The sequence below is a fragment of the Dyadobacter sp. genome (assembly GCF_051859145.1).
Lineage (GTDB): Bacteria > Bacteroidota > Bacteroidia > Cytophagales > Spirosomataceae > Dyadobacter.
This window is the reverse complement of record NZ_JBHYGF010000577.1, coordinates 1-21064: the sequence shown is the minus strand read 5'-3', so window position 1 is coordinate 21064 and position 21064 is coordinate 1. Positions and strand designations below refer to the sequence as shown.

Below are 21064 nucleotides of genomic sequence, written 5' to 3'. Positions count from 1 at the left end.
TTTCCTCCATTCTCCCTTTCCTCCATCCTCCCTCTAAACCTCAAAACCATGCTTAGAAATTATTTCAAGATCGCGTTTCGTACACTTTGGAAAAACCGGCTTTTTACGGGGATCAATTTGCTGGGACTGTCGCTTGGGCTCGCCAGTATAGGTGTGCTGATCCTGTTTGTTCAGCGCGGGATCACTTTCGATACTTTTCACGAAAACAGCGATCAAATTTACCTGGTACAAACCGAAACCCGCGACGGCAGGTACAATCAAACCGTACATCCGATTTTAGATCAGCTGGTAAAAACATATCCTGAAATAGAGGACGGTACCCATTTTCAAGGCTGGTACGATTTGTGGATCGGCTACAAGGGAAAGGATGCGCAAGGCGATACCAAGTTTGTAGATCCTGGCTTTCTCAGCATTTTTACTTTCAAACTTAAATACGGAAATCCACAAACCGCATTGACAGACCGGCAATCAATTGTGATCAGCCAGCGTATTTCTGAGTCGCTGTTTGGGAATAAAAATCCTGTCGGAGAGACGGTTTCAGTAAACGATACATTGAATTTCAAGGTGACAGGTGTTTTGGAAAGAATTCCTGAAAACTCGTCGCTGCAATTTGATGTACTCGCGCCGATCGCTTTCCTGGAAGCTGACAGGAACTTTGCTAACAATGCAGATTGGTATAATACTTTTTCAAACGTATACCTGAAACTGAGGAAGGATGCCGATGTAGCCAAATTTCAAAAGCAAATGCCCACTTTTGCAAAGGCACATTTCGGCGCAGCTGATGCTGACCGGGGCGTGCATATTGCGCCACTGAAAGAATACATTCACACCGAAAATCCAGGCTTCAAATGGATGATCTACGGCGCAATCCTGATCGCAGGCTTTATTTTACTCATTATCAGTATTAACCTGCTGAACCTGAATACCTCTATTGCTTTCACACGCGCCAAAGAAGTGGCTGTTCGGAAGGTAACCGGATCGACATTGAAACAGATCCTGTTCCAGTTCTGGACTGAGTCCGGCATCGTGCTGATTGCCTCGCTGCTACTTTCCATTGTATTTGCGGTAACTTACCTGGTGCCCGAATTCAATGAATTCAGACAAGGCAGGATGCAGCTGGTACTGAGCTGGGAGCGCGATTATGTTACGCTTGTTGTGCTTGCAGCCATTATCAGCCTCATTGCCATCATTGCGGGCACCTATCCTGCGCTTTATCTGAACAAGCTGGACCTGAGGGATACCATCAAAGGGAAGCTGTCCAACAAGGCCGGTGGCCGGGGCTGGACCCGCAGTACTTTGATCGTCGTACAATTTATAATTGCATTTGCACTGGCTATCGGCGCCATTACTGTGAGAAAGCAGGTAAGCTTCATGCGGCAGGCCAAGCCCGGCTATGAGCATAGCAATGTGGTGGTAGTCTCCACAGACCTGCAATACAAAGACGAAAAAGCCGCGAGAAGCCAGTTTAAATCGATTCTCGACGGGCTTAATCAGGATTCGCGGGTGCAAAGCATTGCTACTTCAAGTGTAGTGCCGACCAAGTACTGGGGTAATTACAACATGTACCTACCGGAAAAAGAGACCAGCAAGGAAGTGCGCTTCAGGCACCTGGGAATAGGCGCACGCTATGCCGAGACCTACGGGATACAAATAATCGAAGGCCGGGAGTTTTCGGATGAGATTGACAAGGGGGGTGAAAACAATCCGGTCATAATCAACGAGTCGGCGATGAAAGCGCTGGGCTGGAAGACGGCGGTGGGCAAGCGCCTGCGCCAGAAAAATAATACTGAGGTTTACACGGTGGTGGGTGTGATGAAAGACTTCCATTATCAGGAGCTGAAAGACAAGATCGAGCCGCTGCTGCATTGGTACGGTGGTCCGGCTGGTATCAACAATTATCTGAGCATCAAGCTTCATGATATCAGTCAGGCGAAGAAGGTACTGTTGGCGGTGGAGGCTAAAATGAAACAAATTCCCGCACGCAAGCCGTTTTCTGCATTTTACGCAACAGATGCATTGAGCAGTCAGTACAATCACATGGACGGGATCTGGAAAATGGTCAATTTCGTCAGTTTGTTGTCGATTATTATTGCTTTTGCAGGTGTATTTGGGCTGATCACATTAGCGGCTAATCAGCGAACCAAAGAGGTAGGTATCCGCAAAGTACTGGGTTCCGGTGTTTGGGAAATTGTATATCTGCTTTCAAAAGACTTCCTGCTCCTGGTGGTAGTCGCCGTGATTATCGGTTCGCCCATGGCTTACCTTTTTGAGAAAAATTATCTTCAAACATTCGAATATCACATTAGCATTGACTGGTACATTTACGGATTGGTAGGGTTATTCGCATTGCTGTTAACGATGCTCACCGTCGGCTTTCAAAGTATCAAGGCAGCATTGACAAATCCGGTGAAGAGTTTGCGGAGTGAGTAGGGGGGAATTGGAGTTTAAATTATGTTTTGTTAAATTGAAGTAGTTAATAGAAAAAGCGAAATGATGGAAGCTAAAACAATCGACTCGGAGATTTTACTTTACCTTCCCTTACTGGAAGATGAAGAGAAAAAGTCTTTATTGAGCGTAATCAAGTCCTTTCTGAATCTTAAAAAGGAACATAGCCCGGATTTTGAAAACTCCCTGGAAGAATATAACAGGGAACTTGATGACGCACTTAAACGCATTGAGAGTGGTTCCTTTATAACGCATGCATCTCGTACTATATAGACGAAGCAGCAAAAGCAGTAAAGATCATTCGCGCAAGAAGCACGTATCAAAAGCCGTTTTCGTATTAGAAGCCAAAGTCCAATACCGAACAAAAGTGTCCGAAAGTGGACACTTTTTTAGTTTAAAACTGTACTTATAATGTTGTATTACAAGGTATTGCGGTGCATTTAAGTACTTTGGTATAATAATTCACTAACGGATAAGAGAAGTTTGCAACTCTTCCATATCCGTTAGCCATGATTAAAAATTATTTGAAAATCGCGTGGAGAAATGTGCTTAAAAGTAAGCTGTTCTCTTCCATTAATGTCTTTGGGCTGTCCGTCGGGATGACGTGCTGCATGCTCCTTTTACTTTACATACTCAGCGAAGTTGCTTTTGACAAACACCACAAGAATGCGGGTGATTTGTATTTGCTCAGGAGCGAGAATGTGCAGGCGAATGGAGAGAAAATGGATAATCCGCGCGCGCCTTCACTTTACGCACAGGCTGTGAAATCCGAATTCCCTGAAGTAGTAGAGGTAACCCGCCTCTGGCAGAACTTTCTGGAAGACAAAACACTCCTAAAAATTGAGGAAGCCGGCAAAACAGTCCGGTCTTTTTACGAAACAAAAGGCATCCACGTAGATCCGGCATTCTTCGATATGTTCTCTTATGAATTTACCGAGGGTGATCCGCATACCGCATTGACAGACCCGCATTCCATTGTGCTTTCCGAAGAAGTAGCTGTTAAGCTGTTCGGCAATGGGCCATTTTTAAACAAAAACATCAGGGTAGGCGGGCGCACGGGGAACAATGAGGTTTTCAGGGTTGCCGGGGTTTTTAAAGACGAAAGCCGCAGGTCGCACATCGACGCACGCTACTTTATGTCATTGCAGGCAGGTTGGGTAGGTGATTACCTGCGGGAGTCGAAGCAGGATTTTACCAATAACAATATGTTTTACACTTACCTGCAACTGAAACCCGGAACAAGTGCAGAGAAGTTTGGCCAAAAGCTGCCTTCATTCATAGAGAAATACGCAAGAGCAGATTTGAAGCTCGCCGGATTCGAGAAAAAGCTGCATTTGCTCGCCGTGCCCGATATTCACCTTTTCAATGTTATTGACAAAATTGTAACACCCACTACCAGTACTACGTACCTGTACATTCTGGGCTGCATCGCCATATTTACACTTCTCATCGCCTGTATCAACTTCATGAACCTTGCCACCGCCCGCTCAGCCAAACGCGCTGCCGAGGTAGGAATGCGGAAAGTAATGGGTGCGGGAAAAGCTGGGCTGGTAGGCCAGTTCCTGGGCGAATCGATGGTGCTCACTTTTCTGGCGCTGATCATCGCTGTGCTGGCTGTGGCGCTTTGCCTTCCTTTCTTCAATCAACTGGCGGACAAAACTTTATTTATCAGTGACCTGCTCAGGCCGGAAATAATCCTCGAATTCATCGCACTTGCGTTGATCACGGGGTTACTTGCAGGCAGTTATCCTGCTTTTTTACTTTCGCTCTTCAATCCCCTGGATGTGATCAAAGGGAAATTCGTGAACTCTGGCTCTGCTACTGCTTTGCGGCGCGGACTCGTGGTATTTCAATTTGTGATTTCCATTGGTCTGGTAGTAGGCACGATCGTCATTCAGCGGCAGATCAAGTTTATGCGGGAACAGCCGCTGGGCTTCAATAAAGACCAGCAGATCGTGATCCCATTCAGAAGTGAAAACTCACGCAAAGTATATATCGCTTTGAGGAACGAGCTGCTTCAAAACAGCCAGATCAGCGCGGCCGCAGGTACCTCATATTATCCCGGTATCCTCAATCCAAGCGATATGAAAGTGTATTTGCCTGGTCAAAGCGCGGAGACGGACAATATTATCAAAACAAACTGGGTTGCGCCGGAATTTATCGAAACAATGGGCTTCATTCCAGTTGCAGGAAGAATGTTTTCCAAGGAATTCCCGAGTGATACCAACATGAAAATGGTCGTAAACGAAGCGACACTACGGAAGTTCGGAGTTCCGTTGGAAAAGGCAGTTGGGCAGAAATTGTTTTTCGATGATCGGTTTGGGGGAAATGTAGCTGTTCCGATCGAGATCATCGGTGTAGTGAAAGACTTCCATTTCGCGGATATGCACCAGGTAATTGAACCTTATGCGTTCTTTCTGCAAAGCAATACTTACTTCAATTACCTCATCGCGCATGTGAACACAAATAATGTAACCACTGTGCTGCCGTTTGTGGAATCCAAATGGAAAGAACTGGTGCCGGATGAACCATTCAGTTTCAGTTTTGTCAACGAAGATTTTCAGCGCAATTACGCCGCCGACGCACGGACCGGGCGCATTGTAAATTCTTTCACGATCATTTCCATCCTGATATCCTGTCTTGGATTGTTTGGGTTGGCAGCATTCGCAGCGCAGCAGCGCATCAAGGAAATTGGTGTAAGGAAAGTACTCGGCGCCTCGGTAACGAGCATTGTAGCATTGCTTTCGGGTGATTTTGTAAAACTGATCCTTGTCTCGATCTTAATCGCCACACCACTGACCTGGTATCTGATGGACAAATGGCTGGAAGATTTTGCTTACCGGATCGATATTAAATGGTGGATGTTCCTGGTTGCAGGTATTATGTCCATCGTGATCGCATTGCTGACAGTTAGTACCCAGGCAATCAAAGCAGCAATCACAAACCCAGTAAAATCTCTTAAAAGCGAATAAAGGCGGAATGGAGGACGAAGAATGGAGAAAACCTTCCTCCATCCTCCCTTTCCTCCATCCTCCCTTAAACAATAACATTATGTTCAAAAACTACGTCAAGATCGCAATGCGTAACCTTTGGAAGAGCAAAGGTTATGCGCTTATTAATGTCACCGGCCTTTCTGTTGCTTTTTGTATCAGCGCTTTTTTGTTCCTGACAGCCTACTTCGCGTTGTCGTACGACGATTTTCACCAGGACAAGGAGCGCATATATCAAACTTATTTTTTCTCAAATGATGCGGATAAAGCACGCAAGTCCGGCTCAATGCCGCTGCCGCTTACACCCGCGCTGAAAGCGGAGTTTCCCGAAGTGGAAGCCGCCGCGCGTATCCTGAATGGAAGCGATGTGGTGCAGTATAACGGCAAATACTTCGATAAGCAGATCAAGTTTACAGATGCAGATTTCTTCAGGATTTTCACTTTCCCATTGGTGCAGGGTACTACGGCCAGCGCTTTAAGCGACCTGAGTAATATCGTGATCACCGAGAATATGGCGAAGGATGTTTTCGGGAAAGAAGATCCCATTGGAAAGCAGTTGCAGGTGGGACTGGAAGGAAGCAAGAAGCAGTATATCGTTACGGGTGTCTTCAAAGATTTTCCGGAAAACTCGACTATCAAATTTGATGCATTTGTCAGGGTTGAAAATGCAGGCGGTTACCAACAACAAAAAGACCAATGGGACGCGCATTCACATCCAGTTTTCGTGAAACTTAAACCCAATGTGGATCAGGTTGCTTTTGAAAAAAGGCTGCGTTCGTTAACCCCCAAGTATTTCAGCGACAACATTACGAGTCTGAAAAAGCAAGGTGCCAGGCCGGATGAAAGGGGCGATCTTTTTGCATTGCGGCTTACCAAATTGGAAGATGTACATTTCGACAGTGCGCTGGCCGGTAGCTCACCTATTGCATTGGTCTATGCATTGATGGCAATCGGAGTTTTTATTCTGCTGATTGCCTCTTTTAACTTTATTAATCTGAATGTAGCGCGGTCTTTCATTCGGGCGCGGGAAGTAGGAGTCAGAAAATCGCTGGGCGCATTGAAACAACAGCTATTCCTGCAAATCTGGGCGGAAGCAGGTATTATTTGTTTTCTCGGATTTCTGGTTGGTATTGCACTTACAGTACTGCTGCTGCCTACTTTCAATGCAACTTTTCAGTCCAAATTAAATCTGGGATACATTTTCGAGCCTGACAAGCTCGCGCTGATTGTCGGCTTATTTGTGTTTGTTGCATTGCTTGCCGGAGGGTATCCCGCCTGGCAAATGTCTCGGTTCAATGCAGTAGAGGTTCTGAAAGGCAAAGTATCTCTGAAAAAACCGGGTATACTCCGCAATTCGCTCATTGTTGCCCAATTTACCCTATCTAGCCTGCTGATCTGCTGTACCATCATCGCTGTACAGCAGGTTAACCACTTGCGCACGGAGCCGCTCGGGTTTAAAAAAGAAGAGGTAATCAGTATTCCGGTAGGCAGCAAGGTCGACGGACAGGTTGCATTGCGGCGATTGAGGAATCTATTGAAAGACGATCCTAGTGTACTGAGCATGACCGGGAGCGGGGTGAACCTGGGAATCGGGCTCGACAGAAGCACTTCGCGTAGTGTAATCGGTTTTACATTCAAGGAAAAGGAAGTCACAACCGATTGGCTGCAGATCGATTATGATTATCTCAAAACATTAAATATAAAGCTGCTCGCGGGTCGTGAATTTGACCCTGCTTACCCGACAGATTCACTGGATCGCGTCATTATCACCGAAAGTATGGCCAAGATGATCGGAGAGAAAGATCCGATCGGTAAGTTTTTTCAGACAGATACAGCCGGTGTAAAGTACCAGATCATCGGACTTGTTTCTGATTTCAACCTTTATTCTTCCAAAAACGAGAAGAAGCCGATTACCATGCACATTTCACCTTCGGGCGGGATCAGTTACATATTTGTGAAGGTTGCGCCGAATAGTTTGAGAACTGCAATGGACAAATTGAAAGCGTCCTGGAAGGAAATCTCTCCTGAATCGGATTTCAATGCTTCGTTTGTGGATGAAAATACAAATGCCTGGTACAAAGAAGAAGAACGTATGTCGCAGGTGTTCAGCCTGGCTTCGGTAGTCGCAATTATCCTGTCCTGCCTCGGCTTGTTCGCAGTTGCGCTAATTGTCATCGAGCAACGTACAAAGGAGATCGGGGTGCGGAAGGTGCTTGGCGCGAGCATTGCGAGTCTTGTTCTGGTACTGTCCAAAGACTTTGTCAAGCTCGTGCTGGTAGCGATCCTGATTGCGACGCCGCTGGCGTGGTTTGCAATGCAGTCGTGGCTGGACAATTACCCTTACCGGATCAGTATCAATCCATTGATTTTCATTTTGGTAGGTCTGGCAGCAGTGATCGTCGCAGTAGCAACAGTCAGTTTCCAAAGTATCAAAGCAGCATTAATGAATCCTGTTAAATCGTTGAAATCTGAATAGGGGGAGAATGGAGGACGGAGGAAAGGGAGGAAGGGACAAAGCTCCATCCTCCATCCTCCCTTTCCTCCATCCTCCCTTTCTTCCATTCTCCATTCCAAATAGCCATGATCAAGAACTACATCATCACTTCACTGCGCAACTTGCGCCGTAACTGGAATTTTACGGTTATCAACATTGTGGGGCTCACGCTTGGGCTGGCTTGTTGTGTTCTGATTTTTTTTACGGTCCGGTTTGAATTGAGCTATGACCAGCACCACAAGCATGCGGATCGGGTGTTCCGTATCCTGAACCATAGCATTGCCGACGGAGACAAGGGATTTAATACAGGTATGCCAATGCCGGCAATCGGTGCGCTCGGGAATGATTTTCCGGAACTTAAAAATCAGATTACCTGCACTTATGCGCTGCGCAGCGCATTGATCACAATTGGAACGGGAGCAGAAAAGAAGAAATTTTCAGATCCCGGAAATACCGTTGCATTCATCGGGCCTGAGTATTTCAATCTGTTGGATTATAAATGGCTGAAAGGTTCTCCCAAAACCGCACTGCAAAATCCAGGCTCAGTTGTACTTGCCGACTCAGAAGCTAAAAAGTTCTTCGGCAATGCAGACCCAATGGGGAAAACGATCCTGGTTGAGAACCACCGCAGCTTTACTGTAACAGGTATTATCGCAGATCCGCCTGTGGCAACCAACTTCCCATTCAAAACCATGCTTTCCTTTGCTTCCCTGAAAGACTATGGTGCATTTACGAACTGGGACGACTGGATTTCGAGCTATGGCGGCGGACAGATCTATCTGCTTTTGCCGGACCATACCAGCAAAGAGCAGTTTGAGAAACAACTTGATGCTTTCAGTAGAAAGTACCGCAACCCGGAAGAAGCGAAGAAGTCGAAATTTGTACTTCAACCGCTGAATGAAATCCACTTCGCAACCAAAATCGGCAACTATTCCAACCGCACGATCAGTAAAGGGATGATCTGGGCAATGTCGCTCGTGGGCATATTTATCCTGATCACAGCTTGTGTCAACTTTGTTAATCTCGCAACCGCGCAGGCATTGCGCCGGTCTCGCGAAGTTGGAGTGCGCAAAGTGCTGGGCAGTACGAGAAGTCAGCTTTTGCGGCAGTATTTCTCCGAAACAGGCCTGATTACTATATTGTCCGTTTTGCTGGGGCTGCTTTCGGCCCAGCTGGTTTTGCCTTATATCTCAGACATTCTCGACATTAATGCAGAAGGTGCGCTGTTTTTTGCTGATGCCAGCATTCTGCTGTTCTGCCTGATACTGACTATTCTGGTTACGTTACTGGCAGGATTTTACCCTGCATTGGTGGTATCCGGTTACCAGCCGATCCTTGCATTGAAAGGGAAAGTGTCCAAAGGCGGGAAGGGTCAATCTAATCTGCGTCGGGGACTCATCGTGCTGCAATTCGCCATTTCGCAGGTTATCCTGATCGGTACGCTGATCGCGAACAGTCAGATGAACTACTTCCGTAATCTGGACCTGGGTTTCAGCAAAGACGAAATCCTGACTATCGGCATTCCTGATGTGGACGCGGGGAAAGTCACTGCGATGCGATCAAAGCTGGCTGAAATGCCGGGTGTAAAATCATATAGTTTCAGCGCATTTACCCCCATGTCGCGCAGCAACTGGCAAACTGGTTTTACTTACGAAAACGATCCCGAACCGCTTGACTTTGGCGTGGTAATGCGGCCGGCGGATACGGCATACTTCAACACTTACAACCTCAAACTGGCAGCTGGCAGAATGTACCAGCATTCGGATACAATCAGAGAATATGTCGTGAATGAAGCTTTTGCACAAAAACTGGGTTTCAAAAATCCGCAGGATATACTTGGAAAACGGCTGGCCATCGGCGGAAGCGACTTTAAGCTCCCGATCGTCGGTGTTGTCAAAAATTTCAATACGTTTAGTCTTCACCGTGAAATCATTCCTTGCGTGGTTACCGCAATGGGCGGATACAGAACATTAAGTGTGAAGCTGGACAAAAGTGCAGGTCCGCAGCAGATTGACAAGATTAAGGCCGAATGGACAGCATTGTATCCCGATTATCTGTTCTCATACTCGTTTTTTGACGAAACACTCAATAGTTTTTACGACAAAGAAAACAAGTTGTTTCAGCTATTCCGGATATTGTCGGGCATTGCGATTTTCATTGGCTGCATGGGACTTTACGGCGTAGTGGCTTTCATGGCCGAATCCCGTACCAAGGAAATGGGGATCAGGAAGGCAGTTGGTGCCTCGGCTTTGAACATATTCCGACTTTTTTCAATGGATTTTATCAAGCTCGTGCTTGTGGCACTTGTCATCGCTTCTCCGATTGCCTGGTATTTTATGAATGACTGGTTGCAGGATTTTACCTATAAAATCAGTATCAGCTGGTGGATTTACGCCATCGCCGGACTTAGCGCTGTTGTACTTGCATTGATCACGATCAGTTTCCAGAGTGTCAAAGCTGCATTGACTAACCCCGTTACTGCGCTGCGAAGTGAATAATTTTCAGGATTGGCTTGCTGCATGCAACTTTTAGAACAAAGAAGCTATCTGTTGTGCAGCAAGGCCCATCTTATTTACACAACCAAACCCTAACAAATAATCCCACTGCCATGATCAGGAATTATCTAAAAATCGCAATGAGAAACCTGCTGAAAAGCAAGGTTTACTCTTTAATCAATATTGTCGGACTGGCAGTTGGAATAGCAGTGGCCATGCTGATCGGATTATGGGTTTGGGATGAGCTTTCTTATAATAAATACCACAAAAACTACGACCGGATCGTGCAGGCCTGGATCAGCCAGACATTCAATGGTCAAACGGGCACGGGTACTGCGGTAACGATCCCGGCAGTAACAGAAATGGCGACCAAGTATGGGTCGGATTTTAAATATACCTCACTCGCTTCCTGGAACTTCGGGCACTTGCTGGCTAACGGGGATAAAAAGATTAATAAAACGGGTATGTGGGCGCAGCCTTCGCTGCCTCAGATGCTGTCGCTTGAAATGGTGCGCGGCGATTACAGTGCATTGAAAGACCCGGGGTCGATCATCATCGCCGAGTCTGTCGCGAAGGCACTTTTCGGGAATGAAGATCCGCTTAACAAAACGCTGAAAGTGGATATTAAGAGGAATGTAAAAGTGACCGGTGTGTTTAAGGATGTTCCGTTCAACTCCAATTTCAACGAGCTCTTCCTGATCATGCCATGGAGCGACTACCTCCAAGCAGAACACTGGGTAAAAGAAGCCGAAACGCAATGGGGTAACCACTCCTGGCAGTTTTTCGCGCAGGTTGCAGATCATGCCGACATTGAAAAAGTCTCGCGCAAAATCCGCGACGTAGAGCTGCCGCACGCATTTTCAAAGACTGACAAGCCACAATATATGCTGCATCCGATGAGCCGCTGGCATTTGTATTCAGATTTCAAAAACGGCAAGAATGTGGGCGGCGCGATCCAGTTCGTCTGGCTTTTCAGTATTATCGGCATTTTCGTATTGCTGCTGGCTTGTATCAACTTCATGAACCTCAGTACCGCACGTTCTGAAAAGCGGGCAAAAGAAGTGGGGATACGGAAGTCAATCGGATCGTTGCGGAGTCAGTTGATCTTCCAGTTCCTGAGCGAATCGTTTTTGGTAGTGTGCTTTGCGCTTGTCCTGGCGATTGTGATCGTGTTAATTTCATTGCCTGCATTCAATTCGCTGAGCGGCAAGCAGGTGAGCTTCCCATTTATGCAGCCGCAATTCTGGCTGCTGCTCATTGTATTCTCGTTGGTTACCGGCTTTGTTTCAGGCAGCTATCCCGCATTTTACCTGTCTTCCTTCAATCCGCTTGCTGTACTGAAAGGGACATTCAAGGTTGGCAAATGGTCGGCTGTACCGCGGAAAGTGATGGTTGTGATGCAGTTTACAGTTTCCATTACCCTGATTATCGGTACAATTATCGTGTTCCAGCAGATACAGCATGCCAAAAACCGCCCGGTGGGCTACGACCGGCAGGGTTTATTGCAAATTACTATTTCGCCCAATCTCTTTGGAAAGTACGGCGCACTGCGTGACGATCTGCTGAAAACTGGTGTAGTATATGAAATGAGCGAATCTTCCAGCCCCACCACAGGGATTTATTCAAACCAGATTGGTTTTGAATGGGAGGGAATGGAGCCTGGTTCAGTACCACTATTTGGTACCATTGCCTGTACGCATGATTTTGGAAAAACAATCGGCTGGAAAATCACCCAGGGCCGCGACTTCTCGCGCCAGTTTTCGACGGATACTGCTGCATTTATCCTCAATGAATCGGCTGTTAAACTCACCGGAATTAAGGATATCATAGGCAAAACGATTCGCTATAACGGCAAGCCGCGGCAGGTGGTTGGGGTAGTTAAAGATATGGTGATGCAGTCGCCCTATGAACCGGCAATACCGACAATTTTTCTGATGGACTATGAATGGGCCAACCTGATTAATGTTAAACTGGCGCCGGGCAAGCCAGTAGATGAGGCTTTGAAGAAGGTAGGTGCGGTTTTCAGAAAACATGATCAGGATTCGCCTTTTGAATTCAAATTTGCAGACGAAGAGTATGAAGCCAAATTCCGTTCGGAAGAGCGGATCGGTAAGCTGGCGCGCGTGTTTGCCGTGCTAGCGATCTTTATCTCTTGTCTGGGACTATTTGGATTGGCGGCTTATACAGCCGAGCAGCGCACCAAAGAAATCGGCATTCGCAAGGCGCTAGGCGCGAGTGTGGGGCAGATGTGGAGTTTGCTTTCGAAAGAATTTGTCTACCTCGTGCTGATTTCCTGCGTTATCGCTTCTCCCATTGCATTATACTTCCTGGCCGACTGGCTCGACAAATACGAATATCACATTGAGTTAAGCTGGGTGGTTTTTGCAGTATCTGCATTGCTCGCAGTGGTAATTACACTGATCACAGTCAGCTTCCAGGCAATCAAAGCTGCGCTGATGAACCCAGTGAAATCGCTAAGAAGTGAGTGAGGTGGGAATGCTTTCAAAAGGATTTTAGAGGATGTATGTGTCCAAATGGTTTGATTTAACCCACGCGGGTACAGCATCCTCAACAGTCAATTCGGTGATTGCGTAGTAAGTAACATCGACCAGCCGGACATCTTGAAACAGGATCTTGTGCTCGTGAAATAAAGGCATCGTGCTGTAATACATCGTTTCAATTGTTGCAGGAACTACTTCGTGACCTCCATTGAGGTGGCGGATTTTTGCGCGGTCAAGACAAAGGTTGATATCGTCTGTATAAAGAGAATGAGGCTGAGGTGATAATCTGGAGTCAATGCCAGAATTGAGCGCAGGTAAGTGTAGTGAGACGCGAAGCCAAGATTTAATTCCAGTGCGAAATCTGCTGAATTGAAGATGAAATCTCTGATTAAGGCATTGGTTGCAATCGAAGCAATATCTTTATAGTTGTCAAAACCTCTCTGCTTGTACTGGTAGGCTGCGAGATCCTGATCAATAATGGGCACGCCTTTTGGAATTAATTCTTTTGCATTTGTGCTTTTTCCGATTCCGGGAGGACCTGCGATCAGGAATATATTCACCGGATAATCAGGATTTTTCCGTCTCTGTGTTCGGCAACAACGCGGCCATCATCACGCTTGTATACCAATGGCTGCCCGATTGAAAACAAATACTCCTTCGCATTGCCGGTAATTTGCCGACGCCAGCTTTCTCTTTCACGGGGCGTCATAGCGCGCGGCTCTTTCGCCATCTTTCCTGTTTGAAATTTTACGTCTTCTCCCATGATTTCGTGTTTTTACAAATATACAAAATCGCAGCCATCGCACTTTTACTTCAATGAGGCGGATGTGCAAGCGGTGGGTTTGAAGTAACCATTCGTCGATTAAAATTAGCAGGTGGTAGGCAAAGGCGGGGCTTTGGCAGATCGGGTGTTTGTGTGGGTTAAACTTAGTAGCCAAAATGGCTTCTAACCAACATAAACGAACAATTTAAACTTTGGAAACCATGAAAAAGACCATCTTAGCCATCGCAACAATCATAACCCTGACAGTAGGAAACAGCTTTGCCCAACGTTACAAAGCCCGCGAAATTCCTGCGATCAAAAACGGCAGTTCGAGAGTGGATAACTCGTACGAGGAGTTTCAGATCAACCGATTGGATAACATCGTAAAACTGACCCGCAAGCAGGAAAACCAGATCAAGAAGATCGAGAACAAATATGATCGCATTGCCGCAGGTAACAAACGGAGTCGCTCTTACAACGGGTTGAGAAAATTGGAAGAAGAGAAACAAAGAGAGATCATTTCCGTATTGACACCAGTGCAGCGCCAGCGACTTTTTGCCTACCAGCATGCGGGCAAGCGCAGCAATTGGAGAGGATAGTTTAGCAAAGGTTAAATAGCCATGAAAAATGAACAGGCCAGGTCGAAAGATCTGGCCTTTGTTTTTGCCAAACAGATCAATCACTTACAAAGCTTTGCCGTTCAGGTTACGAAAATGACCACTCATCCTTAACCAGTGAAAATTCCATATAGTACCTTGCATCACAAAGTACCTTAGTATACATTTGTTTTACGTTGTTGATCTCGAATGTCTTAGTATTTGCATTGAGTCAACAAACAACTTCCAGTACATCCTGATCATTTTAAAAGAGCCCAAATCTCTTGCTGGAATTCCATTGCCATTTTGAATCTATTAGCCATTTAAAAAACTCATGATGAAAGCATTACTTCTTCTTCTGCTATCCCTGCTGGTCTCCGGCCTGACCTGCATTACATCATCTGCACAATCCGCCGGCGGGGCCAGGATACTTGGCATTGTGGCTGACTCGGTAAGCAAAAAACCGATGGACTTCATCACAGTAAACCTGATGATCAACGAAACAACGCCGGTAAAAGCAGATTTTACCAAAGCAGACGGATCATTTCTGTTTGTAAACCTGAAACCTGCCAAATACACCATAGTGCTTGTGGGAGTAGGCTACAAAACCAGGACGATGACGGCAGACCTGAGTGACGCCGCCAAAAAAGAGCATCATGCAGGTACAATTCACCTGGCTGCCTCTACGGTGGGGTTAAAGGAAGTGACTGTGACTAGTGTAAAGCCGATCGTCAAGCAGGAAGTTGACCGCATTACTTACGATTTGCAGGCCGATCCGGAGAGCAAAGTGTACAGTGTGCTCGATATGATGCGAAAAGTGCCTTACCTCTCGGTTGACGGGGATGAGAACATTCAGCTGAAAGGAAATGCCGATTTTAAGATCCTGATCAATGGAAAACCGTCGAGTATGATGGAGCGGAGCTACAAAGACGTGTTGCGGAGTATGCCGGCTTCTTCCATCGAGCGCATTGAAGTGATCACGACGCCGCCAGCCAAATACGATGCAGAAGGTCTGGCAGGGATTATCAACATTATCACGCACAAAAAAATGGATAACGGGTATAGCGGCTCGCTCAATATCAGTGAGAAGTTTCCGGTTGGCGGTCCGGGCTTTGGAGGCTCTTTCGCGGCAAAGCTTGGAAAGGTAGGGATGACAGTACTGGTGGGAGGGAGCCAATATACTACGCCCTCAACACGCAATATGGTCAGCAGGAGCACATTTGGTGAAGTTAATTCGGATTTGAATCAGGATGGTTTTTCCAAATCGGGAAACAACAGCGGGTACCTGGGCTACGAAATAAGCTATGAAATTGACACCCTTAACCTGCTTAGTGCACAGTTGAATGTGAATGGGAGCAAGTCGACCGGCTCGGGTTTTCAGACCTCGGCTTTAAGCCAGCTCGGAAAAACGCTGGAAGGATACCGCATTGAGAACGATAACCGCGGAGATGGAACAGGAATGGACGCCGCGCTCAATTTTCAGCGAACTTCCAGGGCCGATAAAAACAGGCTGCTTACATTCTCGTACCGCTATTACGGATTCAATAACACACAAAAGAATAACCTGACTATTTCGGAAGAAATCAACTTCAACCTGCCCGATTACCGGCAGCTTAATGAACAAAGCTTTTCGGAACAAACCATTCAGGTTGACTATGTTTATCCCGTCAAAAAGCTGAGCATTGAAGCGGGCCTGAAAGGCATCATGCGTACCAACCGGAGTGATTTTCAATATGATACTTTCGATCCTGAGAGCGGCAGGTATGTGGTGAATACTGAAATGAGCAACAAATTCAATAACACCCAGAATGTATTCGGCGCATACAATACCTACCAGTACAATTTGCAGAAATGGAGTTTGAAAGCAGGTGTGAGGATTGAACAAACCGTTGTAGATGCGGATTTCATTTCTACGGACTCAAAAGTGAAGCAGAACTATTTCAATGTGATCCCGTCTGTTTCAGTCAACAGGAAACTCAAAAACAACAACGCGCTCAACTTTGGGTACTCCCAGCGCATTCAGCGGCCGGGTATCTGGCAGCTGAACCCTTTTATCGACCGCTCTAATCCCAATTTTGAACGCACAGGAAATCCCAATCTCCGTCCCGCATTTGTAAATGATGTGCAGCTGACTTACAGTATATCTAAAAAAGGTTCGATCAACTTTGGCGGGGGACTGATATTTGGCGTTGCAGTGTACGATCCCGAAACCGATATTACGCGCACATCTTATGCCAATACCGGAACTGCGCGCCTAATTATGGGTATGGTAAATGTCAATTACCCGATTACTAAAAAGTGGAATTTTAGTTTGAATGCAAGAGCTGCACACGGTAAGGTTCGCGGGGTTGTCAACAATATACCTGTTACAAATCAGGGGATCATGTCGCAGGTTTCAATGTCAACTGGTTACCGGCTGCAAAAGGATTGGCGGGTAAATGCCAACCTGAACATCAATGGACGCAACATCAATTTGCAGGGGATTAACAACGCGATGACGAGCTATTCTTTCAGTGTCAATAAAGATGTAGTGAAAGATAAGCTCTCCCTCTCGGCGGCCGTGAACAATCCCTTTACCAAATTTCGTCAGTGGCGGAGGGAAACATCGGGCCCGGATTTCGACCAGGTTGATTCCCGCAGGGACTACTTCCGGACATTTAATTTGAGTCTCAATTATAAATTCGGCAAGCTGAAAGAAGCGATCAAGAAGAATAAAAGAGGTATCCGCAACGACGATGTGCAGAGCGGTAGTTAAACGTGGTAGTCAAACCCGGCACTTCACATGAGGCTGCCGGGTTTTTTATTTTAAAAATTCAGTTGCCGGGATCACACGAACTACTTTTCCGTCCCGCTCTATTTCGTCTGACTGGTGAAGGGTAACCAATGTTCCGGTTGTCAGGTTGAAAAACGCCATTGCTTCAAACAGGCCATTCAGCTCTCTGTCGAGGTTATCGGGTGTAAGTTCGTAGCAAACCTGGATTACCTGCTGCACGGTACCTTTACTGACAACTACAAAATCACATTCCCCTTTTTCAGCGAAATAGTAGATCTCCTTGTAGCTCCTTCTCAAATGCAGGAACATCATGTTCTCAAACTTTCGTCCGAAATCGTCGGAAAACGAGCCGGAGTTTGCATTGATCAGCCCGGTGTCGGCTGCATATATTTTCCTGGGGTTGACCAGTTGCTTTCGGGCTGAGTAACTGAATTTTGGTATAAAATGGAACAGGTAAGTATATTCCAGATGAGACAGGTAATCCATCATCGTATTCGTGGAGCCTATTTCAAAAACACTTTTCAAACGGTTGCCGGTCACCATTTTACCCACATTTGATATGAGGTATAAGGCAAGTCTTTGCAGTGTTTTTACATCCCTGACCCCGTATCGGACAGCGATATCCCTGATCAGTATATCTTCAAAAAGGTGATGCAATACTTCTTCAAGCCCGGATTTGACATACTCGGGAAAGCCGCCTTCATGCAGGTAGGCCATGACAGTTTCTTCCGAAGGTTTTTGCTTCCGGAAAGTCAGAAACTCGCTGTAAGAGAATGGAAAAAGCTCTTTTGTGATGTGCCTGCCCGTAAGTTTGGTGCCCAGCTCGCGGCTGAGCAGTGATGCATTGGAGCCAGTGATTACCACCTTGCAGACTTCGTCCAGCTTTTGCCTGACATAGCTTTCCCAGCGATCGATGATTTGTATTTCATCAAAAAACAAAACCTTCGTGTTTGAGTCTTTAACAATTGCATCAACCCTTGCGAAATCATTGGGTTCGAAATCGTACAACCGCGTATCTTCAAAATTGAGGTATAATGCCTCCGGGTGCTTTTCTTTTAGCAGCTGGTACAGCAATGTACTTTTTCCCGATCGCCTTATGCCTGACACTATCAATGCATGTGACGACACATCTGGTAATGTGGTAAGTGTATGCCGGCGTAGCCCTGCATCAAGCTCGTCAAGGTTCGCTTTCTGAGCGTTCATTACATTTAACAGTACCGATTTAAGTATCATATCCATTTACTTTTTGCAAATATACAATTTTGTACAGTGCTAATATACAATATTGTGCATTACTAATATACAACTTTGTTCATTACAAATGAACAACTTTGCAACATTAATCCTTGTGAATGAAGTACTCAGCAAATACACGTTCAACCTCCTGAACAACTGTCCGTTTTTGAACGCGATAGCTATATCAACGTACTGAAAAATAGGTAGTTAGATAGGTGGCACAAATTTGTTAACCACCACCAAGTCAATCCAAGCTATTTGCTAAAAGCTAATAGCCAACAGCCCAACAGCCCAACAGCCCAACAGCCAAAACCTAACCAACATGCTCCGCAACTATCTCAAAATCGCTTTTCGCAGTCTGTGGAAATACAAGACGAACTCTTTCATCAGCATTGCTGGTCTTGCAATCGGGATAAGTTGTTTCCTTTTGCTGGCGACCTACGTGCTGCATGAGCTGCGTTACGATCGTTTTCAACCTAACTCAGACAGAATTGCGCGGGTTGCATTGTTTTATCAGCCTGGCGAGGGGACCGCCGAGTACATTGCGATGACACCCACGGCCATTGCGCCGCTGTTTGCACGGGAGTTTGAAGAAGTCGAAAAAGCGGTACGCATCTATCCTTACAGTGGCAACGGAGCGGTTTCTGTACAATATCAAAACACTTCATTTAATGAGCGTAAAGTAGTATTTGCCGATTCTTCTTTCTTCGGTGTATTCCCGTTTCCATTCATTGAAGGCAATGCTGCCACTGCATTATCAGCCCCGAATTCGGTCGTCATTGACGAGACAACAGCCCGGAAGGTTTTCGGAAGTGAAAGTCCGCTTGGCAAGTCTATCAAAATGGATGAGCGGCTTACCTTGCAGGTGACGGGCGTGATCAAAGATGTACCTTCTTATTCTCACATTAAATTCAACTGGGTCGGCAGTTACAGTACGCTTTCCCGCTCCAAAAACGAGGTATTTGATTCAGCAAACGATTTTTCTTATGTGCTGATCCGCCCCAATGCTGATTTGAAAGCATTGCAGTCGAAAGTGGATAGTTATGTAAATAAAAACATCAACAACCCGCAGAATACAAACTTCAAAGTAAGCCTGGTACTGGAACCTTTTGCTGATATCCACCTATATTCCAAAGCAACAAACGGCCCAGAACCTGCCGGCAATTACAAATACATTTACATACTCTCAGGCATTTCTGTCCTGATCCTGCTGATTGCCTGCATTAACTTCATCAATCTGGTTACGGCACGCTCGGCGGTGCGGGCGCGTGAGGTAGGCGTACGTAAAGTGATCGGCGCTTTAAGAATGCAGTTATTCCGCCAGCATCTTTTTGAAAGCGGCATTATCACCTTTGCAGCCACCATGATCGCCTTATTGGCTACAATCCTGCTACTGCCAGGACTTAGCAATCTCACCGGCAAAGTACTCGATCTGGCAGTGTGGCCGGGTTATAGCTTTGAACTTGTCGTGCTTTGTCTGGTACTGCTGGTTACCCTGCTGTCGGGTGCGTATCCTGCTGCGGTACTTTCAGGTTTTGAGCCGATTAAGGTTTTAAAGGGAATGCCTCTTTCCCACACGGGCAATGGCGGGTTGCGGAATTTTCTGGTGGTTTTTCAATTCACGATATCGATGCTCTTTATCATCGCCACCATTATTGCCAATCAACAGCTTAACTACATTCAAACCAAAAATCTGGGTCTCAATCCTTCCCAGATTATCGTACTGGATATGAGCTCGGGCTTATCGGCTGGCAAGCTGGCCGCTATGAAGAGCGAGCTGCTCAATAATGCCACGGTCCAGTCCGTAACTGCTTCTTATGATTCGCCCCTCAATGTGCAGGGAGGGTACTCGATCACAGCGGCGGACAAACCGGCAGGTTTCAACATGAATATTACTGCAATACCGGTTGAAAAGGATTTTGTGCCCACTATGGGAATGAAGCTGGTTGCAGGTGAGAATTTCAGTGACGCAGATGTTGCCCAGGCCAGTCTGGATAGTGCCGAGCTGCGGTCTTATGCTTTTGTACTAAATGAATCAGCGGTAAAGGCGCTGGGGTGGACACCGGAGAATGCAATCGGCAAGCTGGTGAACCTGAATGGGCGCCATGGAAAGGTGAAAGGGGTAGCGCAGGATTTCCATTTCCGGTCGCTTCACGAAAAGATTGGCCCGATCGCGATCATGCCTGAATACAGCTATTTCGGTAAAATGCTGGTCAAGGTCTCCGCCAGCAAAGCCTCCGACGCTATTGCCACACTGGAGAAAAGCTGGAAAGCAAATTTCCCGCTCAGGCAGTTTGAATACCATTTCCTGGATCAGGAGTTTGATGAAATGTACGCAGCCGAAAACAAGGTATCCGCAATCCTGCAAGTGTTTTCTTTGGTGACAATCCTCATTTCGTGTCTGGGCCTGTTCGCATTGATCGCCTTTATCTCACAGCAACGTACCAAGGAAATTGGCGTAAGGAAAGTGCTGGGAGCATCTGTGGCAAGTATTGTCCTGCTGCTTTCCCGTGATTTTATCAAGCTGATCGTGATCGCAATCATGCTCGCCTCGCCAGTAGCCTGGTATTTCATGAGCGAGTGGTTGAAAGATTTTGCCTACCGCATTCAGATCAGCCCCGGCATATTCGCGCTCGCAGCACTTATCGCCATGATCATCACGCTAGTGACTATCAGTTTTCAAAGTATCAAAGCCGCATTGATGAACCCGGTCAAGGCGCTGGGGAGCTAGGGGTCGAAGGGAGAATGGAGGAAGGGGAGAATGGAGGAAG

Annotated in this window: 12 protein-coding genes; 9 read left to right on the top strand and 3 right to left on the bottom strand. The window is 46.4% G+C overall.

Features of this window, described 5'->3' with window-relative positions:
• The 6 genes from ACTIE6_RS24450 to ACTIE6_RS24425 all read left to right on the top strand — a co-directional run.
• Positions 1–2430: ABC transporter permease (locus ACTIE6_RS24450; protein ID WP_439559117.1), on the top strand; the 2430-nt coding region annotated here is incomplete at its 5' end.
• A 63-nt stretch (positions 2431–2493) separates the two neighbouring features.
• Positions 2494–2718 (top strand): hypothetical protein, encoded by a 225-nt coding sequence (locus ACTIE6_RS24445; protein WP_439559116.1) that lies wholly within the window; start codon positions 2494–2496, stop codon positions 2716–2718.
• 236 nt (positions 2719–2954) lie between these two features.
• On the top strand, positions 2955–5417 hold the full coding sequence (locus ACTIE6_RS24440) for an ABC transporter permease (RefSeq protein WP_439559115.1): 2463 nt from the start codon (positions 2955–2957) through the stop codon (positions 5415–5417).
• 79 nt (positions 5418–5496) lie between these two features.
• Positions 5497–7911, top strand: coding sequence for an ABC transporter permease (locus tag ACTIE6_RS24435; RefSeq protein WP_439559114.1), 2415 nt, complete (start codon positions 5497–5499; stop codon positions 7909–7911).
• Between the two features lie 104 nt (positions 7912–8015).
• The gene (locus ACTIE6_RS24430) at positions 8016–10427 is read left to right on the top strand and encodes an ABC transporter permease (protein ID WP_439559113.1); all 2412 of its coding nucleotides are present in this window, start codon (positions 8016–8018) and stop codon (positions 10425–10427) included.
• 110 nt (positions 10428–10537) lie between these two features.
• Entirely contained in the window at positions 10538–12913 is a 2376-nt protein-coding gene (locus ACTIE6_RS24425; RefSeq protein ID WP_439559112.1) for an ABC transporter permease, read from the top strand.
• A 203-nt stretch (positions 12914–13116) separates the two neighbouring features.
• Here the strand turns inward: ACTIE6_RS24425 and ACTIE6_RS24420 are convergent, their stop codons facing one another.
• Together ACTIE6_RS24420 and ACTIE6_RS24415 are read right to left on the bottom strand one after the other, a co-directional pair.
• The gene (locus tag ACTIE6_RS24420; RefSeq protein ID WP_439559111.1) at positions 13117–13485 is read right to left on the bottom strand and encodes a hypothetical protein; all 369 of its coding nucleotides are present in this window, start codon (positions 13483–13485) and stop codon (positions 13117–13119) included.
• On the bottom strand, positions 13482–13688 hold the full coding sequence (locus ACTIE6_RS24415; RefSeq protein WP_439559110.1) for a hypothetical protein: 207 nt from the start codon (positions 13686–13688) through the stop codon (positions 13482–13484). The genes ACTIE6_RS24420 and ACTIE6_RS24415 overlap by 4 nt, the downstream gene beginning before the upstream one ends.
• A 221-nt stretch (positions 13689–13909) precedes the next feature.
• Here ACTIE6_RS24415 and ACTIE6_RS24410 point away from each other — a divergent pair, with 221 nt between their 5' ends.
• Together ACTIE6_RS24410 and ACTIE6_RS24405 are read left to right on the top strand one after the other, a co-directional pair.
• Positions 13910–14287: a hypothetical protein gene (locus ACTIE6_RS24410; RefSeq protein ID WP_439559109.1), complete on the top strand. Its 378-nt coding sequence runs from the start codon at positions 13910–13912 to the stop codon at positions 14285–14287.
• A gap of 331 nt (positions 14288–14618) precedes the next feature.
• Positions 14619–17039, top strand: coding sequence for an outer membrane beta-barrel protein (locus ACTIE6_RS24405; protein ID WP_439559108.1), 2421 nt, complete (start codon positions 14619–14621; stop codon positions 17037–17039).
• A 45-nt stretch (positions 17040–17084) separates the two neighbouring features.
• Here ACTIE6_RS24405 and ACTIE6_RS24400 read toward each other — a convergent pair whose 3' ends face one another.
• Positions 17085–18260, bottom strand: a complete 1176-nt coding sequence (locus tag ACTIE6_RS24400; RefSeq protein ID WP_439559107.1) for an ATP-binding protein — start codon at positions 18258–18260, stop codon at positions 17085–17087.
• Positions 18261–18615: 355 nt separating this feature from the next.
• Here ACTIE6_RS24400 and ACTIE6_RS24395 point away from each other — a divergent pair, with 355 nt between their 5' ends.
• A complete protein-coding gene (locus ACTIE6_RS24395; RefSeq protein ID WP_439559106.1) occupies positions 18616–21024 on the top strand; it encodes an ABC transporter permease in 2409 nt (802 codons plus the stop codon).
• Positions 21025–21064 lie beyond the last annotated feature (40 nt).

Bases quoted from the DNA above. Each gene is read 5' to 3' on its own strand.
- ACTIE6_RS24445 (WP_439559116.1), top strand. From the start codon at position 2,494: ATGGAAGCTAAAACAATCGACTCGGAGATTTTACTTTACCTTCCCTTA.
- ACTIE6_RS24440 (WP_439559115.1), top strand. From the start codon at position 2,955: ATGATTAAAAATTATTTGAAAATCGCGTGGAGAAATGTGCTTAAAAGT.
- ACTIE6_RS24435 (WP_439559114.1), top strand. From the start codon at position 5,497: ATGTTCAAAAACTACGTCAAGATCGCAATGCGTAACCTTTGGAAGAGC.
- ACTIE6_RS24430 (WP_439559113.1), top strand. From the start codon at position 8,016: ATGATCAAGAACTACATCATCACTTCACTGCGCAACTTGCGCCGTAAC.
- ACTIE6_RS24425 (WP_439559112.1), top strand. From the start codon at position 10,538: ATGATCAGGAATTATCTAAAAATCGCAATGAGAAACCTGCTGAAAAGC.
- ACTIE6_RS24415 (WP_439559110.1), bottom strand. From the start codon at position 13,688: ATGGGAGAAGACGTAAAATTTCAAACAGGAAAGATGGCGAAAGAGCCG.
- ACTIE6_RS24410 (WP_439559109.1), top strand. From the start codon at position 13,910: ATGAAAAAGACCATCTTAGCCATCGCAACAATCATAACCCTGACAGTA.
- ACTIE6_RS24405 (WP_439559108.1), top strand. From the start codon at position 14,619: ATGATGAAAGCATTACTTCTTCTTCTGCTATCCCTGCTGGTCTCCGGC.
- ACTIE6_RS24400 (WP_439559107.1), bottom strand. From the start codon at position 18,260: ATGAACGCTCAGAAAGCGAACCTTGACGAGCTTGATGCAGGGCTACGC.
- ACTIE6_RS24395 (WP_439559106.1), top strand. From the start codon at position 18,616: ATGCTCCGCAACTATCTCAAAATCGCTTTTCGCAGTCTGTGGAAATAC.